This window comes from Proteiniphilum sp. UBA5463, from assembly GCF_002427225.1.
Taxonomy (GTDB): domain Bacteria; phylum Bacteroidota; class Bacteroidia; order Bacteroidales; family Dysgonomonadaceae; genus Proteiniphilum; species Proteiniphilum propionicum.
The window spans coordinates 1-16,574 of record NZ_DIQL01000064.1 but is presented as its reverse complement, the minus strand read 5'-3'; the positions used below and the strand labels follow the sequence as shown (position 1 = coordinate 16,574).

The 16,574-nt window shown below is 44.4% G+C and carries 6 protein-coding genes; all 6 read right to left on the bottom strand.

The annotated features are described in order from the left end of the window. Positions 1-2,659: TonB-dependent receptor (locus B3B27_RS11785; protein WP_286847517.1), on the bottom strand; the 2,659-nt coding region annotated here is incomplete at its 3' end. Positions 2,660-2,696: 37 nt separating this feature from the next. Continuing rightward, positions 2,697-4,853 carry a hypothetical protein gene (locus B3B27_RS11780; protein ID WP_286847515.1) on the bottom strand — a complete coding sequence of 719 codons (2,157 nt, stop codon included), beginning with the start codon at positions 4,851-4,853 and terminating at the stop codon, positions 2,697-2,699. A gap of 495 nt (positions 4,854-5,348) precedes the next feature. Further along, complete coding sequence (gene meaB / locus B3B27_RS11775; RefSeq protein WP_286847514.1) at positions 5,349-6,440, bottom strand: methylmalonyl Co-A mutase-associated GTPase MeaB; 1,092 nt, start codon at positions 6,438-6,440, stop codon at positions 5,349-5,351. An 89-nt stretch (positions 6,441-6,529) separates the two neighbouring features. Beyond that, positions 6,530-6,916: a DUF1573 domain-containing protein gene (locus B3B27_RS11770; protein ID WP_238867734.1), complete on the bottom strand. Its 387-nt coding sequence runs from the start codon at positions 6,914-6,916 to the stop codon at positions 6,530-6,532. A gap of 71 nt (positions 6,917-6,987) precedes the next feature. Continuing rightward, positions 6,988-12,894, bottom strand: coding sequence for an alpha-2-macroglobulin family protein (locus B3B27_RS11765; RefSeq protein ID WP_286847512.1), 5,907 nt, complete (start codon positions 12,892-12,894; stop codon positions 6,988-6,990). Between the two features lie 447 nt (positions 12,895-13,341). Next, positions 13,342-16,320 (bottom strand): PEP/pyruvate-binding domain-containing protein, encoded by a 2,979-nt coding sequence (locus B3B27_RS11760; RefSeq protein ID WP_238867736.1) that lies wholly within the window; start codon positions 16,318-16,320, stop codon positions 13,342-13,344. Positions 16,321-16,574 lie beyond the last annotated feature (254 nt).

Sequence of the window (16,574 nt, the reverse complement as noted above, 5' to 3'; positions counted from 1 at the left end):
AGGCAAACTCGGGATCATCTCTCCTGGAGTCATCGAAAGGCTTCACCGATCCATCCTCACGGGATATATAGGATACAAATGTGGTGTCGTTGCCGTAACTGGTCCAGTACTTGTTCAGCCAGCTCACCTGCGCGGTGGTGGTTAGCACAAACCCGATGGAGGGAATGTTGTGGGTGGCTCGCAGGGTGGTGGTGAAACGTTCCCGCTCATATTTCTCTTTCCCCTTCTCATAGATCCCGATGTTCCGTTCCAGTTCGTTCAGGTTCTTCTTATCGCTGAAGCTGTGGCCGTCGCTCCAGTCGGTGGAACGCATATAGGCCCCGTTCAGCACGAAGGAGGTGCGGATGGCATGGATCCTGCCGAAGTCAAAATCGAACTCTACCCCCCTGTTGTGCGACCGTCCGTCGTTGGTGGGGGTAGCATGGGAGACGAAGATATTGTGTCGTTCCTTCTCCCGCAGGGTGGGTATTGTGCCGGGGTTCTGTACGGCCTCCTCGTAAATGATGTAGTTCAGCAAATGGTAGGAATCGATGGTGGTAGCCAGGTTGTATCCGTTCTTGAGCTGCTCGTTGTAGGCCGTCACGGAAAAACGCATCCTGTTTACCATCAGGTCAAGCCCGATTTCCGTCTTCTGGTTGGCAGCCATCTTCAGCTCCCTGTTCCGAGTGTCGAAGACCTTTGTAGAGGCAAGGAAGAGCTGCTCATTTTCCGGCACCGACGAGGAGTTGAGGCTGTTGAAGTGAACCAGGTCGAAGTAAGCATTCTCCGGGTAGAGATAGAGTGTTGTCGGTGCTTTGGCTGTCACCCCGAAGCCACCCCTCAGCCACAGCTTGCGGGGCAAGATATCGAACGAGAGATTGGTGCGGGGGGTGACGATGCTCTTGCTGTTTACCAGGTCGTAGCGGAGACCTGCCTGTGCCAGCAACTCCCTCTCACCCATGCTCCATGTGAGGTTCTCCTCTCCATAGAGCGACAACTGGTTGATAAACGGAATGGAAGAATACTTTCTGGGGCGCGGCGACGAGTTCTCCGCGCTCTGGCTGCGATTCGGAGGGTTATAGGGATCATACACCTTCCCGTCGCCCAGGTTGCCGTCGCTTCTGAAGTTGGTACCCAGCAGGATCCGGTTGTTCACCGCTCCCAACGTCTTTGAAAAGGAGGCATTCAGGTTGGCGAAGAGATTTACCTCCTTGCCGTAGATATCGTACCGGCTGAAGTACTCATTAGGAAGATAGGTGGCGATCAGGCTGGCCTCACCGGCGGGGATATTGGTCAGTTCACGTCCCTCGTTGTCATACACCTTCTGACCGGGGCGGTTGCTCAGTACGGCTCCGTCGGTATTTGACATGGAATAGGCGGCAAAAGCATTGCTCAGCAGCTTCTTCTGAAAGGAGTGCTTGTCGCGGTAACTACCCGAAAGCGTATACTTCACGTTGCTCAGCCATCCCTTGCGGATGTTCCAGGTGCCGTTGGTGTTGAACCGCAGGCCAATGTCGCGTGCACCCGTTTCGAGCTGACTGCGTTCATCATCGGGGTTTCTCTCCCGTGTATCTTTGCCCAGCGAGAAATCGAAGGAGGTGTTGCTGGATAGTTTGTTGAAACGATTGGAATACATTGCCCGAGCCGTTGCGCGCTGATAATAGGCATACGACTCCTTGGCATCCTTTATGCTGTAGGCGTAATCACCGCTTACATTCAGGTTTCCCCTCTCTTTACCCAGGCTCACGCCCTTGCTCACAGAGGCCTGGTAGATGCTGGGGTCTGTCTTCAGACGGATGGTGAGTGGTTCCCTGCCCGCTTTCGATTTGATGATCACCGCACCGGAGGTGAGGTCGCCATGTTCAACCGAGGGGATGCCGCGGATCACCTCCACCGACTCAATGTTATCGGTTGAGATGGAGCGGATGTCGAGACCCGAGTTGGGTGATGAACCACCTCCTATAGAACCGCCACCACCGCTGATGGCCGGTGAGAGCGTCTGCAGGTTGGCATTGTTCGACAGGGGAGCACCGTCGATCACGATGGCGGTCCCCATGCTGTTCATATTGGCAGCATCGGCCGGTACCGGTATCCCCTGGTTGAGCGGGTTGGCTCCCAGGCTGCGGATATTGAAGGTCTTGGCCGATGAGAGACCACTTTCATAAGAAGTGATACCACCGGGTAGTAACTGCATGATATCGCTCAGCGAGCTGGTCTGCAGGTGATCCATCGCCTGGCGGGAGACAAGGGAGGCCGTGGCTCTGCCGGCCTTGCTCTCCTGTGCCACCACGGTGATCTCTGTCAACCGGAAGGTGCTCTCCTGCATCTGAAAGGAGATCTCCAGATGCTTTCCGGCACCAAGGGTAAAAGCGGTATCGATCGGTTCCATCCCCAGAAATTCGATCTTCAGGTTGATCCGCCCCGGCGAGAGACGATCGAAGAAAAACTCACCTTTGTTGTTGGTGGTGGTGGCTGACCCTTGCGGGAGCACCTGCACCGTGGCAAATTCAACCGGCACAGAGGGATCATTCTGCTCTACCACCCTTCCTCTCACGGAAGAGAGGAGTTCTTGCGCGGAGAGTTGTTCCGCACCAAGGATAAACAGCCCCAATATGGAAAGGATGGACAAAAGCAGTCTCCTTGGTGATATAATTGGATTAAGTATAAGATTTTTTATCATACTGTATGCTCCTTAATAGAAAAATCAGGTTACATAATTAGTCCGTCAAGCGTTTTACGGTACGCAACAGTTCATTTTTAACAACTTCGTCTGTCTCAACCGAAGCCTGTCTTTTACAAAAATCGACAATCTCGCACTTTTTCCAGGAACGGGTATACCAGCCAAATGCTTCGGCCAACAGTAGTCTAAGGCTTTGATCATCTGATTCCTTCATAAACTGGAAAAGTGAATCAAGATAAGCTGTTTGGTTGGAGTTTCGCAGAGCAGTGATGTTAAATCGCTTGCTACGTTGCTCCACCTTTGGATCGAGCAGTTCCATCATATTCTTCTCGTTTCCAGCAAGAACTCTCTCCAAGTTGGCTTTCTCCTCCCTCTTCTGTTCATACCAGACACCACGCCTACCTTCCAGCTGCTTGTCATAGGCAACTAGTGCTGCTTCTACGGGATATAGCTCGGCAGCTCGCCTGATCTGAAAATCAACTCGCTTGGTGATGCCTGGAGAAACCCGCAACAGCATGATATCATCAAGAAGAGCAGGCGATTGATTCTTGGAAGCATCGATTCCAGCAAAACGGCGTAAAAGTTCATAATTGTCATACAATCCGGCTTTGATGGAGGGAACTATCATATCACTACCTCTTTGCTGTATGAGTTGATAAGCCATCAGTCTTACGGTAGGACGAGCATCGCTGGTCTGTATCACATACAATTGATCAGGGTTCATTACACCCTTTTGGAAAAGGATTTTCATGGAGAGTGCTTTGATTTCTGGATGCTCCTCCTTTGCCATTTTCTTCCAAAAGCGGACTTCATCTCTCCGGTGTGCAATGGCATAGTTGAAGTCATGCCCCTTTTTCCGGCTACTTACATACCGGAAGGTGGGATCACCAATCAGGTGTGATTCAAGAGTGAACTGTTCCTTAGCCCAGTTTCCCACACTCACACCAAGCTCCAACAAACCGATCAACTGGTTGGACCAGATATCCTGCAGGGTATTTACCGAATTAGCTTTGACCACTACAGTATGTCCCGGATTGAATATGTAATGACCACTGATATAATCTTCCAGATGAAAGGATCCATTGAAGCATGCATCCAGCATAATAAAGCGGGCTCCTGGTGTAAAACCTTCAAGATCTGCAATATGAATATCCATTGCGGCGTCGATCAGGCTGTCCTGTTTCATCCTTTCAGGATCGAATGCGTCAGCCACCCATGATTCCGGCACATTGTAGTTCTCAATATAGTACTGTTTGGAGGCAATTGTATCCCTTGCACTCCGGATCTTTCCCCGGAAAAACTTACGCGCCATATCCAGCCATCGGTCCGCCATGCTTGCATACGGGCTGGCATTCAGATACTGCGTATCCTCGGCACCATGATGATGCAGAATAGCCAGATCAAGATCCTCTCTTGAGAGCTCTGCCATAAGGCGCCATTTAACCGATTCATCGAATGTATGATCGATATAGTTGAGATGGCCTTTTCCTTGGGCCAATACGGGAAATTGGTCTATTAACGAAATTCTTTCATCAGCCCGTGCTACCATGCTATTGGAGTTGTATCCTTGTCCAGCAAAATAAGTGATACGGCTAATCTCCCGTACTGATTCTTTCTCTCTTACCACCTTCTCCAGATAGGCATCAATAAGCTCAAAGCGTGTTTTACCCTTGTATTTGGGTGGTTTAATCCGTGCGCTGTAGATGTTGCTATTCACCGATTGAGCTCCTTCGGATGACAAACTGTAATAGTAATACAAATGGTTAACCGAATCTCTTTTGAGGTAATCGAACTTCAAATTAAAATCATCATAGAATCTGTCAGAAGGGACTGAAGAGTACTCCCAAGGACGTTGCTGATTCATCTTAAATGCAGTTGTCAGATGCTGCCCGTCTCTGATCATGGGTACAGGAATATTTCCTATAAATACAGCTCCCTCTAAACCATCAGTCTTATATAGAGTATACAATACCGTTCTGATGGAATCAGGGATATTCCATCTGTCAACAATAATATGTGTTTTAAGTCCATCTGCTTCTACTGAAGCAGCATACTTTTCTAAAGCACTCTTACAGTTATCCATCACCTCCTGATCAACAATAACGGCGAAAGAGGGTTCATTTTTTCTCGCAAATGTGTCGATGTACACAAATGCTAACAACGACACCGTTAAAACAAAACAACGATATTTCATTTTTCCTTAATATTATATTTCAAATTATTCAAATTCGCGGTAAAAATAATACATTATAACACTAATTCCTAATTTTAAAGAATGAACAGCTCTTTTAATGAATACAAAGGTCTCTAACAATTACTAAGTAACAAATATAATTTAGTAAGGATTATTTGATGATTCGCTCATTATTTAGAGATATGCATAGTTTATTATAAGGCATGTTGAGCTTATGGTGAGTTTACCTTTAAGAATAATTTATTTTCCGGAGAGACCTACAGAAAAAAGCTGTAAAGAACAACTAAAAAAGTTAGATGTATGGATGTATGAAAGTTATAATTAGAACAAACGTATGATGGTATTAAGTTTCGAAAGTAGCGCACAGCGGAATCGAACCGCTATTCATTGCCTGAGAAACAATTTTCCTAACCGTTAGAAGAGTGCGCCTTCTTGTATGGTGTTGCAAAATTAAGTAAAAAAGTTGTACCGTTGTACATAATCAGTGAAATTTTTTTATTTTTTCCGCTGATAATACCTGTCAAGCGCCTCCTTGGCTGCCACAAATGAGCTTTTACGGTCGCAAAGCACCTCTTTTTCAAGGTCAGATAACAATTTTGCAATCTCCGGATCACGATAGAAACCGTTTCTTAGCTGCTCGTTAATGCTTTCAAACATCCAGAACTTAGCCTGCTCCTTTCTTTTGCGGTCGAAATATCCGTTCAGCTTCACAAAATCAACATACCGGTGCACCATATCCCAAACCTCATCTATCCCAATATCATAAAATCCCGAATAGGTAAGCACTTCGGGTATCCATCCCGATTCAGGAACCGGGTAGAGATGCAGTGCGTTTTTCAGTTGCCGCTGTGCCATCTTTGCCTTATCGATATTATCTCCATCGGCTTTATTTATTACAATACCATCAGCCATCTCCATAATTCCCCGTTTAATACCCTGCAGCTCATCACCTGTGCCGGCTAACTGAATCAGCAGAAAAAAATCTACCATGGAATGGACTGCAGTCTCCGACTGGCCTACTCCCACAGTCTCCACAAAAAGGTAATCGAATCCGGCTGCTTCACAAAGGATAATCGACTCCCTTGTTTTGCGTGCTACGCCCCCCAGAGATCCAGCCGAGGGAGAGGGGCGTATAAAGGCATCATGCTCGCGGGAGAGCTTTTCCATCCTGGTTTTGTCTCCTAGAATACTCCCTTTCGAACGTTCACTTGAAGGATCAATGGCAAGCACTGCCAGTTTATGCCCGTTCTTAAGTAGATGTATCCCGAAAGCATCGATGGATGTGCTTTTCCCAGCTCCGGGAACACCTGTGATGCCCACACGGATAGAATTCCCGGCATATGACAGGCATTTCTCGATAATAGCCTGTGCCATATCCTGATGTTCCGGGCGTGAACTCTCCACAAGTGTTACAGCCCTGCTCAGTATCACTCTGTCACCAGACAAGATGCCATCCACGTATTCAGTGACCGAAAGCGTGCTGCTCCTCAATGGTTTCTTCATATAAGGATTTACACTTGGTGGTCGAGAGATACCTTTATTTACCATAAGTCCGCTATATTTGGGGTCGTTTTCGGGGTGTTCCATTGTTGCTTTATCAAAAATTGAAAAAACCGGATGAACTCTTTATACAAAGATAATTCATTCGGCTTGTATAGACAATCAGAAAGTCTATTTTATCTTTTTGGAGTCACATTACCCTTGATTGTGAGTATGTAAACTGTGTCGGGTACATTTGTATAAACGGTTATAGTCTTGTTAAATGTGCCAGGACGACGTACTGTGGAATACTGCGCGGAAATTACTCCTTTTTTACCGGGCAAAACCGGCTCTCGTGTATATCCGGGCGTAGTGCACCCGCATGATGTTGTCACCCTATGTATGACAAGGGGGCTATTACCTTTGTTGGTAAACTCAAATTGAGTGGTTACTGCACCTATCTCCTCTTTGATAGTACCAAAATTATGCTCAGTCTTCTTAAATTCCATATCAGCCTTCGACTGTGAAAAGACTGCTCCGCTAATCAGAACGGTAAATACGAATATTAAACTCAACTTTTTCATTTGAATATTTCTTTTCGTTTCCAATAATTTTTTCAGACACGATAATAACAAAATAGTTTAACCCTTGTTTACTATTTAACAATTATTCGGCTTCCCCCGGTATGAGAGATAAATTCAGGTGCATACATGCTTTGAATTGTAGTGATGCCGCTGGAATAGCTGCCGGTACGGTTTATATAAACCGCATATTCAAACAACCAGGTACCACGCGGCAATAAGTTGAAATAAAAATTGGAAGAAGCATCTTTACTGGTTTGATAGTAGGGTATCCCGTTTTGCCAACTCATACCGGAGACCTGATTGGCAGGTTCAAAAGCGGCTGCACGCATATCCTTCAGATTTACAAATTCCATGTCGCGGTCCGTCCTGACAGTGATACGCACAACAACTTTATCACCAACATTCAGTGGAGTCTCTTTCGTGATACGAACCAGTTCCGCTCCCGACGGCCCTGACTGTTCTACAAAAAGGAGTTTTTCAACATCAAGAGAGGCGTCTGTTTTGGTAATCTTATCCATATCTTCATAGTACTGCCAGTATAGTGCTCCCCAGGCAGGGGCATTACCCTTATGCTCGACTGTTACTTTTCCCATTTCGGGATTTATCTCTGAGATACTCCAGGATTGACTGAAATATCCAGTTCCAAACTCACTGCTATCCGGCTTAACACGCCGCTTGCCAATAGTTACAACAGTTTCTCCCTGTGAAGAGATCCAGTCGCTCCCCGTACTAAGCAAAGCATATACAGCATCGGCAGTAGCGTTAGTAGTTTCCCATATCTGTGTCTGTTTTTGCTTGAGCAACCATCGCTTCATCTTATCCATCTCTGTTTCTGATGCACCTCCAGCACGAAATGCCTCCATGATAAAGGTATGGGCCGAAATGGCTGATTGCGACATAAACACATGACCGCGATTATTAGCCCAGTACATTCCCTCTTCCTCTGATACGGTTGCATGTTCCCTTAAGGAGTCCAGTATCTCCGCTAAAATGCTAAAATTATTCTCACGCTTCATCAGCAGAGCGATAAGAGACTGCTCGTATAAGCTATAGGAGGTCCGGTTTTTTTGTATCACTGAGAGATAGAAATCGGTCATCTTACGCACCTCAGAGTCCATAATAAAGTCGCTGTATTCCGAACGTACATAGAGGTATTCAAGATCTGTTACCGAGATAGTTTTCATCTTTCGCCAATCTTTATGGTATTTTTTAACTGATTCAAAACGGCGTCTGGCTTCTTCATCTATAAATTCGATTGCTTTCGACTGCATTACAAGGATATCTGGCGTAAACTCCACAGCATTAAGCTTCCTGAGTTGCTGAAAACCATACAGGATATATTGCGTGATGCTTACACTCGGACTGAAACCCTTGAACCAGCTCCAGCCACCCTGGTTGGTTTGCAGTTCCCGTAATTTATCCAACGCAGAGCTTGTAAGGTTCATACTCCGGTTAAGGTCGAACAACAACCATAACTTTTCCTTCTGCTCCGATTCATTCTTTGCTTTCATCACCCAGGGAGTTTCCTCAAGCAATACATTTTTCAACTCCTGATTTTTTTCAAGGTTTGAAAGGAAAGTCTCCTTGGTCCCACCCTCCATCTTCCAGGCTGAAACCATAGCCGTCACTTTAGGATATAACTTTCCTATATGAGCGCCCAGGGTATTAGCATAATAAGAAGAAAACCACGAAACTGCATTGTCACTTCCAGGGTTACTCAACACGGGGAGCGCCTGAACAGCGTACCACGCAGGATTAGACGCAAACTCGAGAGAGAGGCGGTAACTTTGCGCGGTTGCAGATATCTCTTTCGTCAACCGCTCCATGAAAAATGATTTTGTCTCGTTACCATTCACATCCATTCGCATACTCTCGGTCACCAACATCCGATTGGGAAGCACCGCAAGGGCATGTTGTTCTCCATCCGAGAAATCTTCAGCTTGTGCGATAATGCGGATACCTATCACGTCGTGATCATACGGCACATCAAAAATCCACGAAGCATCGGAAGAAGAGCCACTTGAAAGCTGGAACGACTGGGAGGCATTTGAAACCGAAATACCGGAAAAGAGTTGTTCCGTTAATGGGTCAAAAAGTTCTATCTTCACCATTCCATCAATGTCATGCTCCGACAGGTTGGAAATCTTTGCAGAGATACTTACCCTGTCGCCCTGACGCAGAAACCGGGGCATATTAGGCGTCACCATAAGCTCTTTTTGCGAGACAGTATAAGCTTCCGCCTTCCCGCTATTCAGTTTCTTATCGTGAGCCAACACACGAAAACGCCAACGGGTATTGCTCCCGGGTACGGTGAAAGCAATTTGTGTCTCTCCCTTATCGTTGGTTCTTAGCTGCGGATAAAAAAAAGCGGTTTCATTAAAATTACGACGGATCTGAGGTACAACATCCATGCTGGTATCTTCTGCCATTATAGGGGATTGTGGCGCATACGGGGAACGACGGGCACTATCTCTCTCATTCTCCACGTCCACACCCTTCAAAGCACTCTCACGTACAACCATATCTTCGTTTACCATAACCTGTTCTGAAGATGCTTCATAATTCTCAGTCTGTATACCTCCCGCCTTGGCACTCCGAAACATTACCCTGCCTGAATACAACAACGAGTATCCATACCAGTTAAAACGATCGAACTGGAAAGAGATAACCTCTTTGAACGGTCGGCTAAAATAGCCACTGCCAAACCCGGGGTTAAAAGAGAGGTCTCCCTGATACTTTGGGCTATAGCCTTGTGAAAGGAGCGAAAAATAGTGGTCCCCCCATCCCTGGTTAGGATATATTTTATCGAGCGACACGTCATACATTGATGCAAGGACCTCAGCTACAACAGGTTTTCCAACAGCATCTAATACTGACAGACGCCACTCCTCCCCCGATCCGGGGCGGATTCTGTCGCGAAACACATCTAACTTAACCACCAGTTCCCTAACCTCTTTTTTCGGAGTTAGCGCTACACGATGCGCATGAAACTGCTCGTTTTTTACGTAGGTAAGCATCAGCTCTACTCCCTCTTTGTACTCCGGTTTATAAGGCAAAGAAAACAACCGGGTTTCATTGTTCAGCTTAATCCATTTTCTTTCCAACACTGTTTCATCATGCCATAGCTCATACAGCACATTTACATAATCGGAAGCACCAAGTATCACTTCAGCCGGCTCTCCATCGGCGAATGTTTTGTTTTTTTCGATCAGCCAATCGTTGGTTTTCACAGGGGGCCGCTTATCTCTATATGAAAAAAGTATAAAGTCTTTTTCCGTTTCAACCGGGTTATTCCGTTCATCTTCAGTAAGCAGTTTCAACCGATATTTACCAGAAGAGAGCAGGGCAAGCTGTTTTTTCAACGTTTCCTGTTTTCCGGTCACAAAAGTACCCATCAACACTTTATCTGCAATGGAATCGTTTTCAGAAACTGTGTACAACGAATAAACACCTGATGCCATAATTTCCTGTCCATCCAGGTTTTTCGCAGAGAACAGAGGTTCTTCAGGGTTGTTTCTCTCCCATCGGTCATTCATGTCGATATGCAACAACATCGATATATCTCCTACAGTAACACTATATACACCTGCTTGTGTCTCTCCATTGCTATCGGTTACAGTTGCTTCCACATTAAACGTGTAAATACGTTTGCGACCCTTTTCGCCATCAGGTTTCCGGGGCGTGAATGTAATGGCGAATCTCCCATCATCACCTGTAGTTGCACTACCGGCAGTGAAATATTCAGGCAAGCTGGCCCATCTCCACCAATAAGTGTGTTGTCTAGTGATTCGGTAGGTTACCGTAGCATTTTGCAGTTTTATCCCGGAAAAGTTTTCCGCCTTTCCTTTGAGCGTGATCTCTTCACCAAATTGATAGGTTCCCTCTATCTTATCGAAAGATACCCCAAAAGTAGGACGTTTATACTCTTCAACCTGAAAATTAACTGTCCCGTTTTGAGAGGTGATCGCAAAATTTCCAGAAAGAATGCCGTGAGGCAATACAAACTCACCCGCCACAGAGCCAAACTCATTGGTTGTAAGGGTCTGCTTGGAGATCTCTCTGTAATTGGAATCTCTCAGCACAAGTTCGATAGTCTCCCCTGCTATAACGGACTGCTCCTTAATACCTGTACGAACCTGTATTGCCTTAAAGAAAACGGTTTGTCCGGGCCTGTACAAACTGCGATCGGTAAAGATACTTGTCGTTTTCCGCGGTTCACTTTTTAGGTCGGAAAAATCATAATAATCCAAAGGCAGCGGACTCAACATCGAGCCGTTGTCATTTTTTAAAACAGCGTGATAAAATACATCGTTGTTCGGAATCTTTTTATCATACACTGCCAGTCCCAAATTGTTGGAAGTAATGGACTGATCAAGAGCAAGCTGCGAATTACTCCAGTTACCTGGCAGCTTATAAATATTTATTTTTGCTCTGGGTACTGGTGTACCGGTGGTTCTGTCCACAACAAAAAACTCATACCTGTTATCGGATGCTTCACGGGCAAAAATCGCCAGATCGGAAACTGCGAAATAATATTCCGATTCTCCGCTATAATCTGTTTCTGGTGAAGTACTGAAAGTCAACATATAGGTTCCGGGGGCTCCGGCGTTCAGCACGAACGATGTTTCCCCTTTCCAATATTCAACCGTTTCGGGGATACATATACTGAATTCTCTTAAAAACTCACGTTTGTCTGCTATTTGGCTTCTGATTTTTGACCTCTCTGTCAGCACATCAAGGGGTGAATGGATTCTATAGAGTTTTGCTGTTAGTGAGCGGATGTTCCGAAAGTCAACTTTCAGCCTTTTTTCTCCCTCTATAGGAAAAGTACTCGCTCCTGAGATTGTGAAAAACGGCTGTGTAAGTTGCGACAACCTGTTTTCAAGTATGGAAATACGTTCATACTTTGGAAAAATGGAAATTGTATTTTTCAGCAATTCATACAGCTCCCCGGTCTTCTCTTTTGCCTGGATAGAATCTGCTGGATCCATCAAATCTATCTCTTGCTGATAAAGCTGGGAAAGCTTGTCGATGACCTCAACACTAATATCGTTCCCTTCCCATTTTTCCAGGAGATTCTCCAGCGCGGGCCTTGCCGCAGAAGTGTGGGCTGAGGAGAGTTTTCTCAGGTAATCAAACATTTCTAACTCCGTCAGTAGAAGAGACTCGTCCATGCTTCGTTGTTTCAGTGAACCCAGTAGCTTTCTATAACTTTCCAAAGCCCAGAGATTGTACTCTCTGAGTTCGGGATTGAATGGCAGTTTTACAAAATCCTCAACTGGAGAGAAGAGAGACTCCTGTGTGATATTCCGTTTTGCCAGAGTATAACTCAAGTCCTCACCGGTATCAACCTGCCCAAAAAACTCAATAGCTCGACGAGCCAGAAAATCGTACAACGAAGGGAAAAACCGTCTCGAATCATTTCCCAGCTCTACTACGTCAGTATAGGATTCAACTTTTGCATTTATCAGTTCCCCCTCTGGAGCAATAGAAGCATTCAGATGCTCTATTACCTTATCATAGAAAATATTACGTGTCCACTCCTTTATATCGGTCGGTACAAAGTCCCCCAATCCAGTCCTTTGATTAATATTCCACGAGTCTTTCCGATAATATTGCAAATAGAGTTCTCCCAACATAGAGTGCAATACGGCGCGCTCCACCATATCATTACTTTTGAGGAGCATTTGTCGCAAATTGCGGAATATAAGTGAATCATTTTGTGCATCAACCGCCAGATCATATTTTCCCAGATGTATCACTGCTTTAATAGCCTGGGGGCTATTTTCTTCTTCAATTGCCTTACTCAATATCTCATCCACCACTTTCGCCGCTGATTGGGGAAGCGACTTCTTTTCGAATTCGGCAACCCGTATCCAATCTTTTACATAGTGCTTATTATTAACAGTTTGACTGTTCTGTGTATATATTCCGAAAACATGAACAAGAAACAACAGCGTCAGGAAAATTTTTTTCATATGATTAATTATTTTGTAGTTAAACTCACCTGCATCAGAAACACATTGCTTTATGATAATCGAACTGATAAGAGTGTTAACACAAATGCAACTTCGGCGTATCGATCGAGCATTGACTTATGATAATCAGGGCTTTGGGCAGGATTGATTGATTTACTCTTCACATGAGGGCTATATTAATGCGGTGACGTATTAACTATCTACTAAACAGTTTTATGGACTTTTTGTTTTGATTAAAAACTCTAATAGTATGATATGAAATCTCAAGTATACATTGCAATAGACGAATGGAAATCTCAAACGCTGCATCAATACGATTTATTTAATCATTATTAATAATAATAAACTATTTAACCGGAACAGTTCCTTTAAAAAAAACAAATAAAAAATATCCCGGTAAAGGGTTGCTTTACCAGGTAAACAGTGTGTTTTTAATGATTAAAAATGTCATAGAACTGGTTTCATGACCACTCCGATCCTTTTTTTTCCATTGATCTTGATGACAAGAGGTTTCTCAAATTGCACATGACGTATATATTCGGTTTCGTGAATAGCAGGCTGTTGATTCAAAAACATTTCATCGAAGTAACCGTCATTTTCCAAGAATGGATTCACTGTAAAGTATCCCACACCGAAAGATGTAAGGTTCTGGAAGAAATGTGTGCCCTGACTCGGTTCTATGCGGTAATTCTCCATACCCGACTCCACTATCAAGCGTGCCTGACATATATGGGGCCATTTAACCGGGATACCCAACCAAGGATCGGAAGAGCCCCATCTACCCGGGCCGACAAGCACATAATTTGTCCCGGTTTCTGCAAACATGCTGTTCAGGGACTCAATTTCACGGGCTATCTGAGGATTTTTGGATGCAGAGAAAGACTCAGTCTTCACATATACCACATCGAATACATCGTTTGATATTCCATTTCCAAGTGCATTTTTTGACATTAACACTGAATCTTTTACATTTATATTTTCCAGATCTTCATACACCACCTCTCTGTTGTCGACAATCGGCCGAATTTGCAGTACATAAAATGTAGCAAACTTATGATCTCTTATATCCACGGCAAACTCTATCTCCACAGGCCGTCCCATCTCTTTTTGCCCTACCTTCAACAGCTTGTCGAGGATCTCTGACAACGGGAACATACCATGCTGAAGGATATTTGCGAAAGATACAATCTTGCGCCCTCCCTCATAGAAACCATCACGAATAACCTGATCTTGAGGATCGTATGTAGAGGCGACATATCTGAGCGGCCCATCTTTTTCAGCCTCTTTAAGCCTAATGCTCAATAGATTGAACCCATCATCAACTGTAAAATCTTTTGATACCGAATCGAGATCGAGAGCGTAAAACCTTGTTTGTGTATCCCTTAGCGCCAGATCGAGAGTGCTCAGTTGCAGAATCCCGGATGCATGCAGTGGTGAGAAACGAAGTCCGAGATTCCCGTCGATAATATACTTTCCCAATCCCAAAGCCATATCAACAATACCATCCTCAGTAGATTCGTTTCCAATAGGATAGTAGTTAATTGAACGCGCAACGCCCGATATAGCAGGATAAAACAACTTACCATACTGTGAACCAGCCATCTCCTGAAGAACTATCGCCATCTTCTCCTGATCAATCAGATTCTGCGTGGCAGCCATATAAGCTTTGCTATCTTTATAAAAAACCGATGCATAAACTGCTTTGATTGCGTTGCTAAGAAGGCGTACCATCTCATATTTGTCTTTCACATAAGGAATCATATATGTAGAGTATATTCCGGCAAAAGGCTGATATTGTGAATCTTCCAGCATACTCGATGAACGGATGGCAATTGGTCCTTCGATAGCTTCCAAAAAAACAAAAAAGTCGCTAACCAGCCTTTTAGGCAGCTTGGCAGCAAGAAAATGCTTCAGGATATCCTCATCTTTCCTGTCAGAAAGTGCCACTATGTAGAGATTGTTAGCTTCTATAAATTCATCGAAAATATCGGTACACAGTACCACCGTTTTAGGTGTTGTAACGGGAAAGTTGGGATTTTTATTCAGCTCCATATGCGTTTTCACCATATATCCAATAAATGCAAGCCCCCTTCCTTTCCCTCCCAGCGACCCCTCGCCAATACGGGCAAAATTTGAGTATTGGTCGAATCGGTCTTTCTCGAACACAGCCACTACACCTGTATTTTTCATCAGTCGGTACTGCACAATTGTGGCGTAAATTAGTTCGCGTGCATCATCCATGCTCGCATACTCGGAAACATCAATTTTTTTCAGCATCTCTGCCACCGGGAACATGGCACGTGAATAGAAAAAGCGTGAGAAATGATTACGTGAAAGGTGATAATAGAGGGCATCATCAGGAATATTACGGATATTCATCTGCAACTCCTTAAGATTCTTGATGCGGAAAATCTCCTCTTTTTTGTTTGGAGATGTAATAATAAAATCTCCGAAACCCAGGTTCTCTTTGATAGCCTTGCGGAGATCCTGCGGAAAAGTTTTGGAGTTTTTATCGATAAACACCGCATCTGCTTCACAAGCATATTTAATGTTTTCCGATTCGGAAGATGTGTAGATAATTGGAATATAACTATCTTTTGTTCTGATCCACTCAGCCAGGCGTTTACCTCCCAACCTGTCTTTCTCTCCCCCCACGCTGAAACTCATATCGGTAATAACACCCAGCATATTGTCACCATATTTCTTGTAGTAAGATACCGCCTCTTCGTAGTTTCGTGCAAGTAGTATTTTTGGGCGCCCACGCATTCTAAGCATTCGCAGGTGATCGTTTAGCGCCTCCTTTGAGAACTCTTTCGATTCGTAAAGAACAAACTTATATAGCAACGGAAGTACCGAGGAGTAGAAACGGACTGAGTCTTCAACCAGCATTATTGTTTGCACTCCCACTGTCTTCACATCGTGCTCAACATTCATATAGTCCTCAATAATCTTTATGATTGCCAGCAAAAGGTCAGTGTCACCCAACCAGCTAAAAACATAATCTATCCCGCTCAGATCCTCCTTACGCAACGATTGGGTCACCGCTTTGGAAAAAGGGGTGAGAAGCACAATCGGTATTTCGGGATAACGTGATTTTATCTGTTTTGCAAGTTCAAATGTATCACTGTTGTCCATGTTAGGCATGCAGATAATCAGCTCATAGTGATTCTGTTTTAGTTCAGCCAGTGCCTCTCTGCTGTTACTTACCTGATTAAAGCGGGGTGGATAACGCAGATTAAGGGATGTGTACTCGTTGAATATCTGCTCATCCACACGTCCATCGTCCTCAAGTATAAACATGTCGTATCTAGATGCAACCATTAGGATGTTGTAAATGCGTTTGTTCATAAGCTTCACGAACGGCGTATCGCGAAACCTGAGCTGACTGATATCGTGAGCTTTTACTACCGATCTGGGAGTTTTCATTTCAAATAATTTAATTAATGAACAAAGAGTCAATTCAGCTGATATTAAGTTGAAACTTGTGCAAAAGTTTTGCACACAACACTAAGTGATATCCTGAAGGCAACGAGCAATGTTCAATGTGAAAATAACAGCATAACTTTATTACGTGCGCAATGTAAATATCTATAAGAAAATCAATACACAACGCAACTACAAATTTAAATATATTTGATGATATGCAGAAATAGTCTTTTTGTTTTCACTGCTTAATTCGG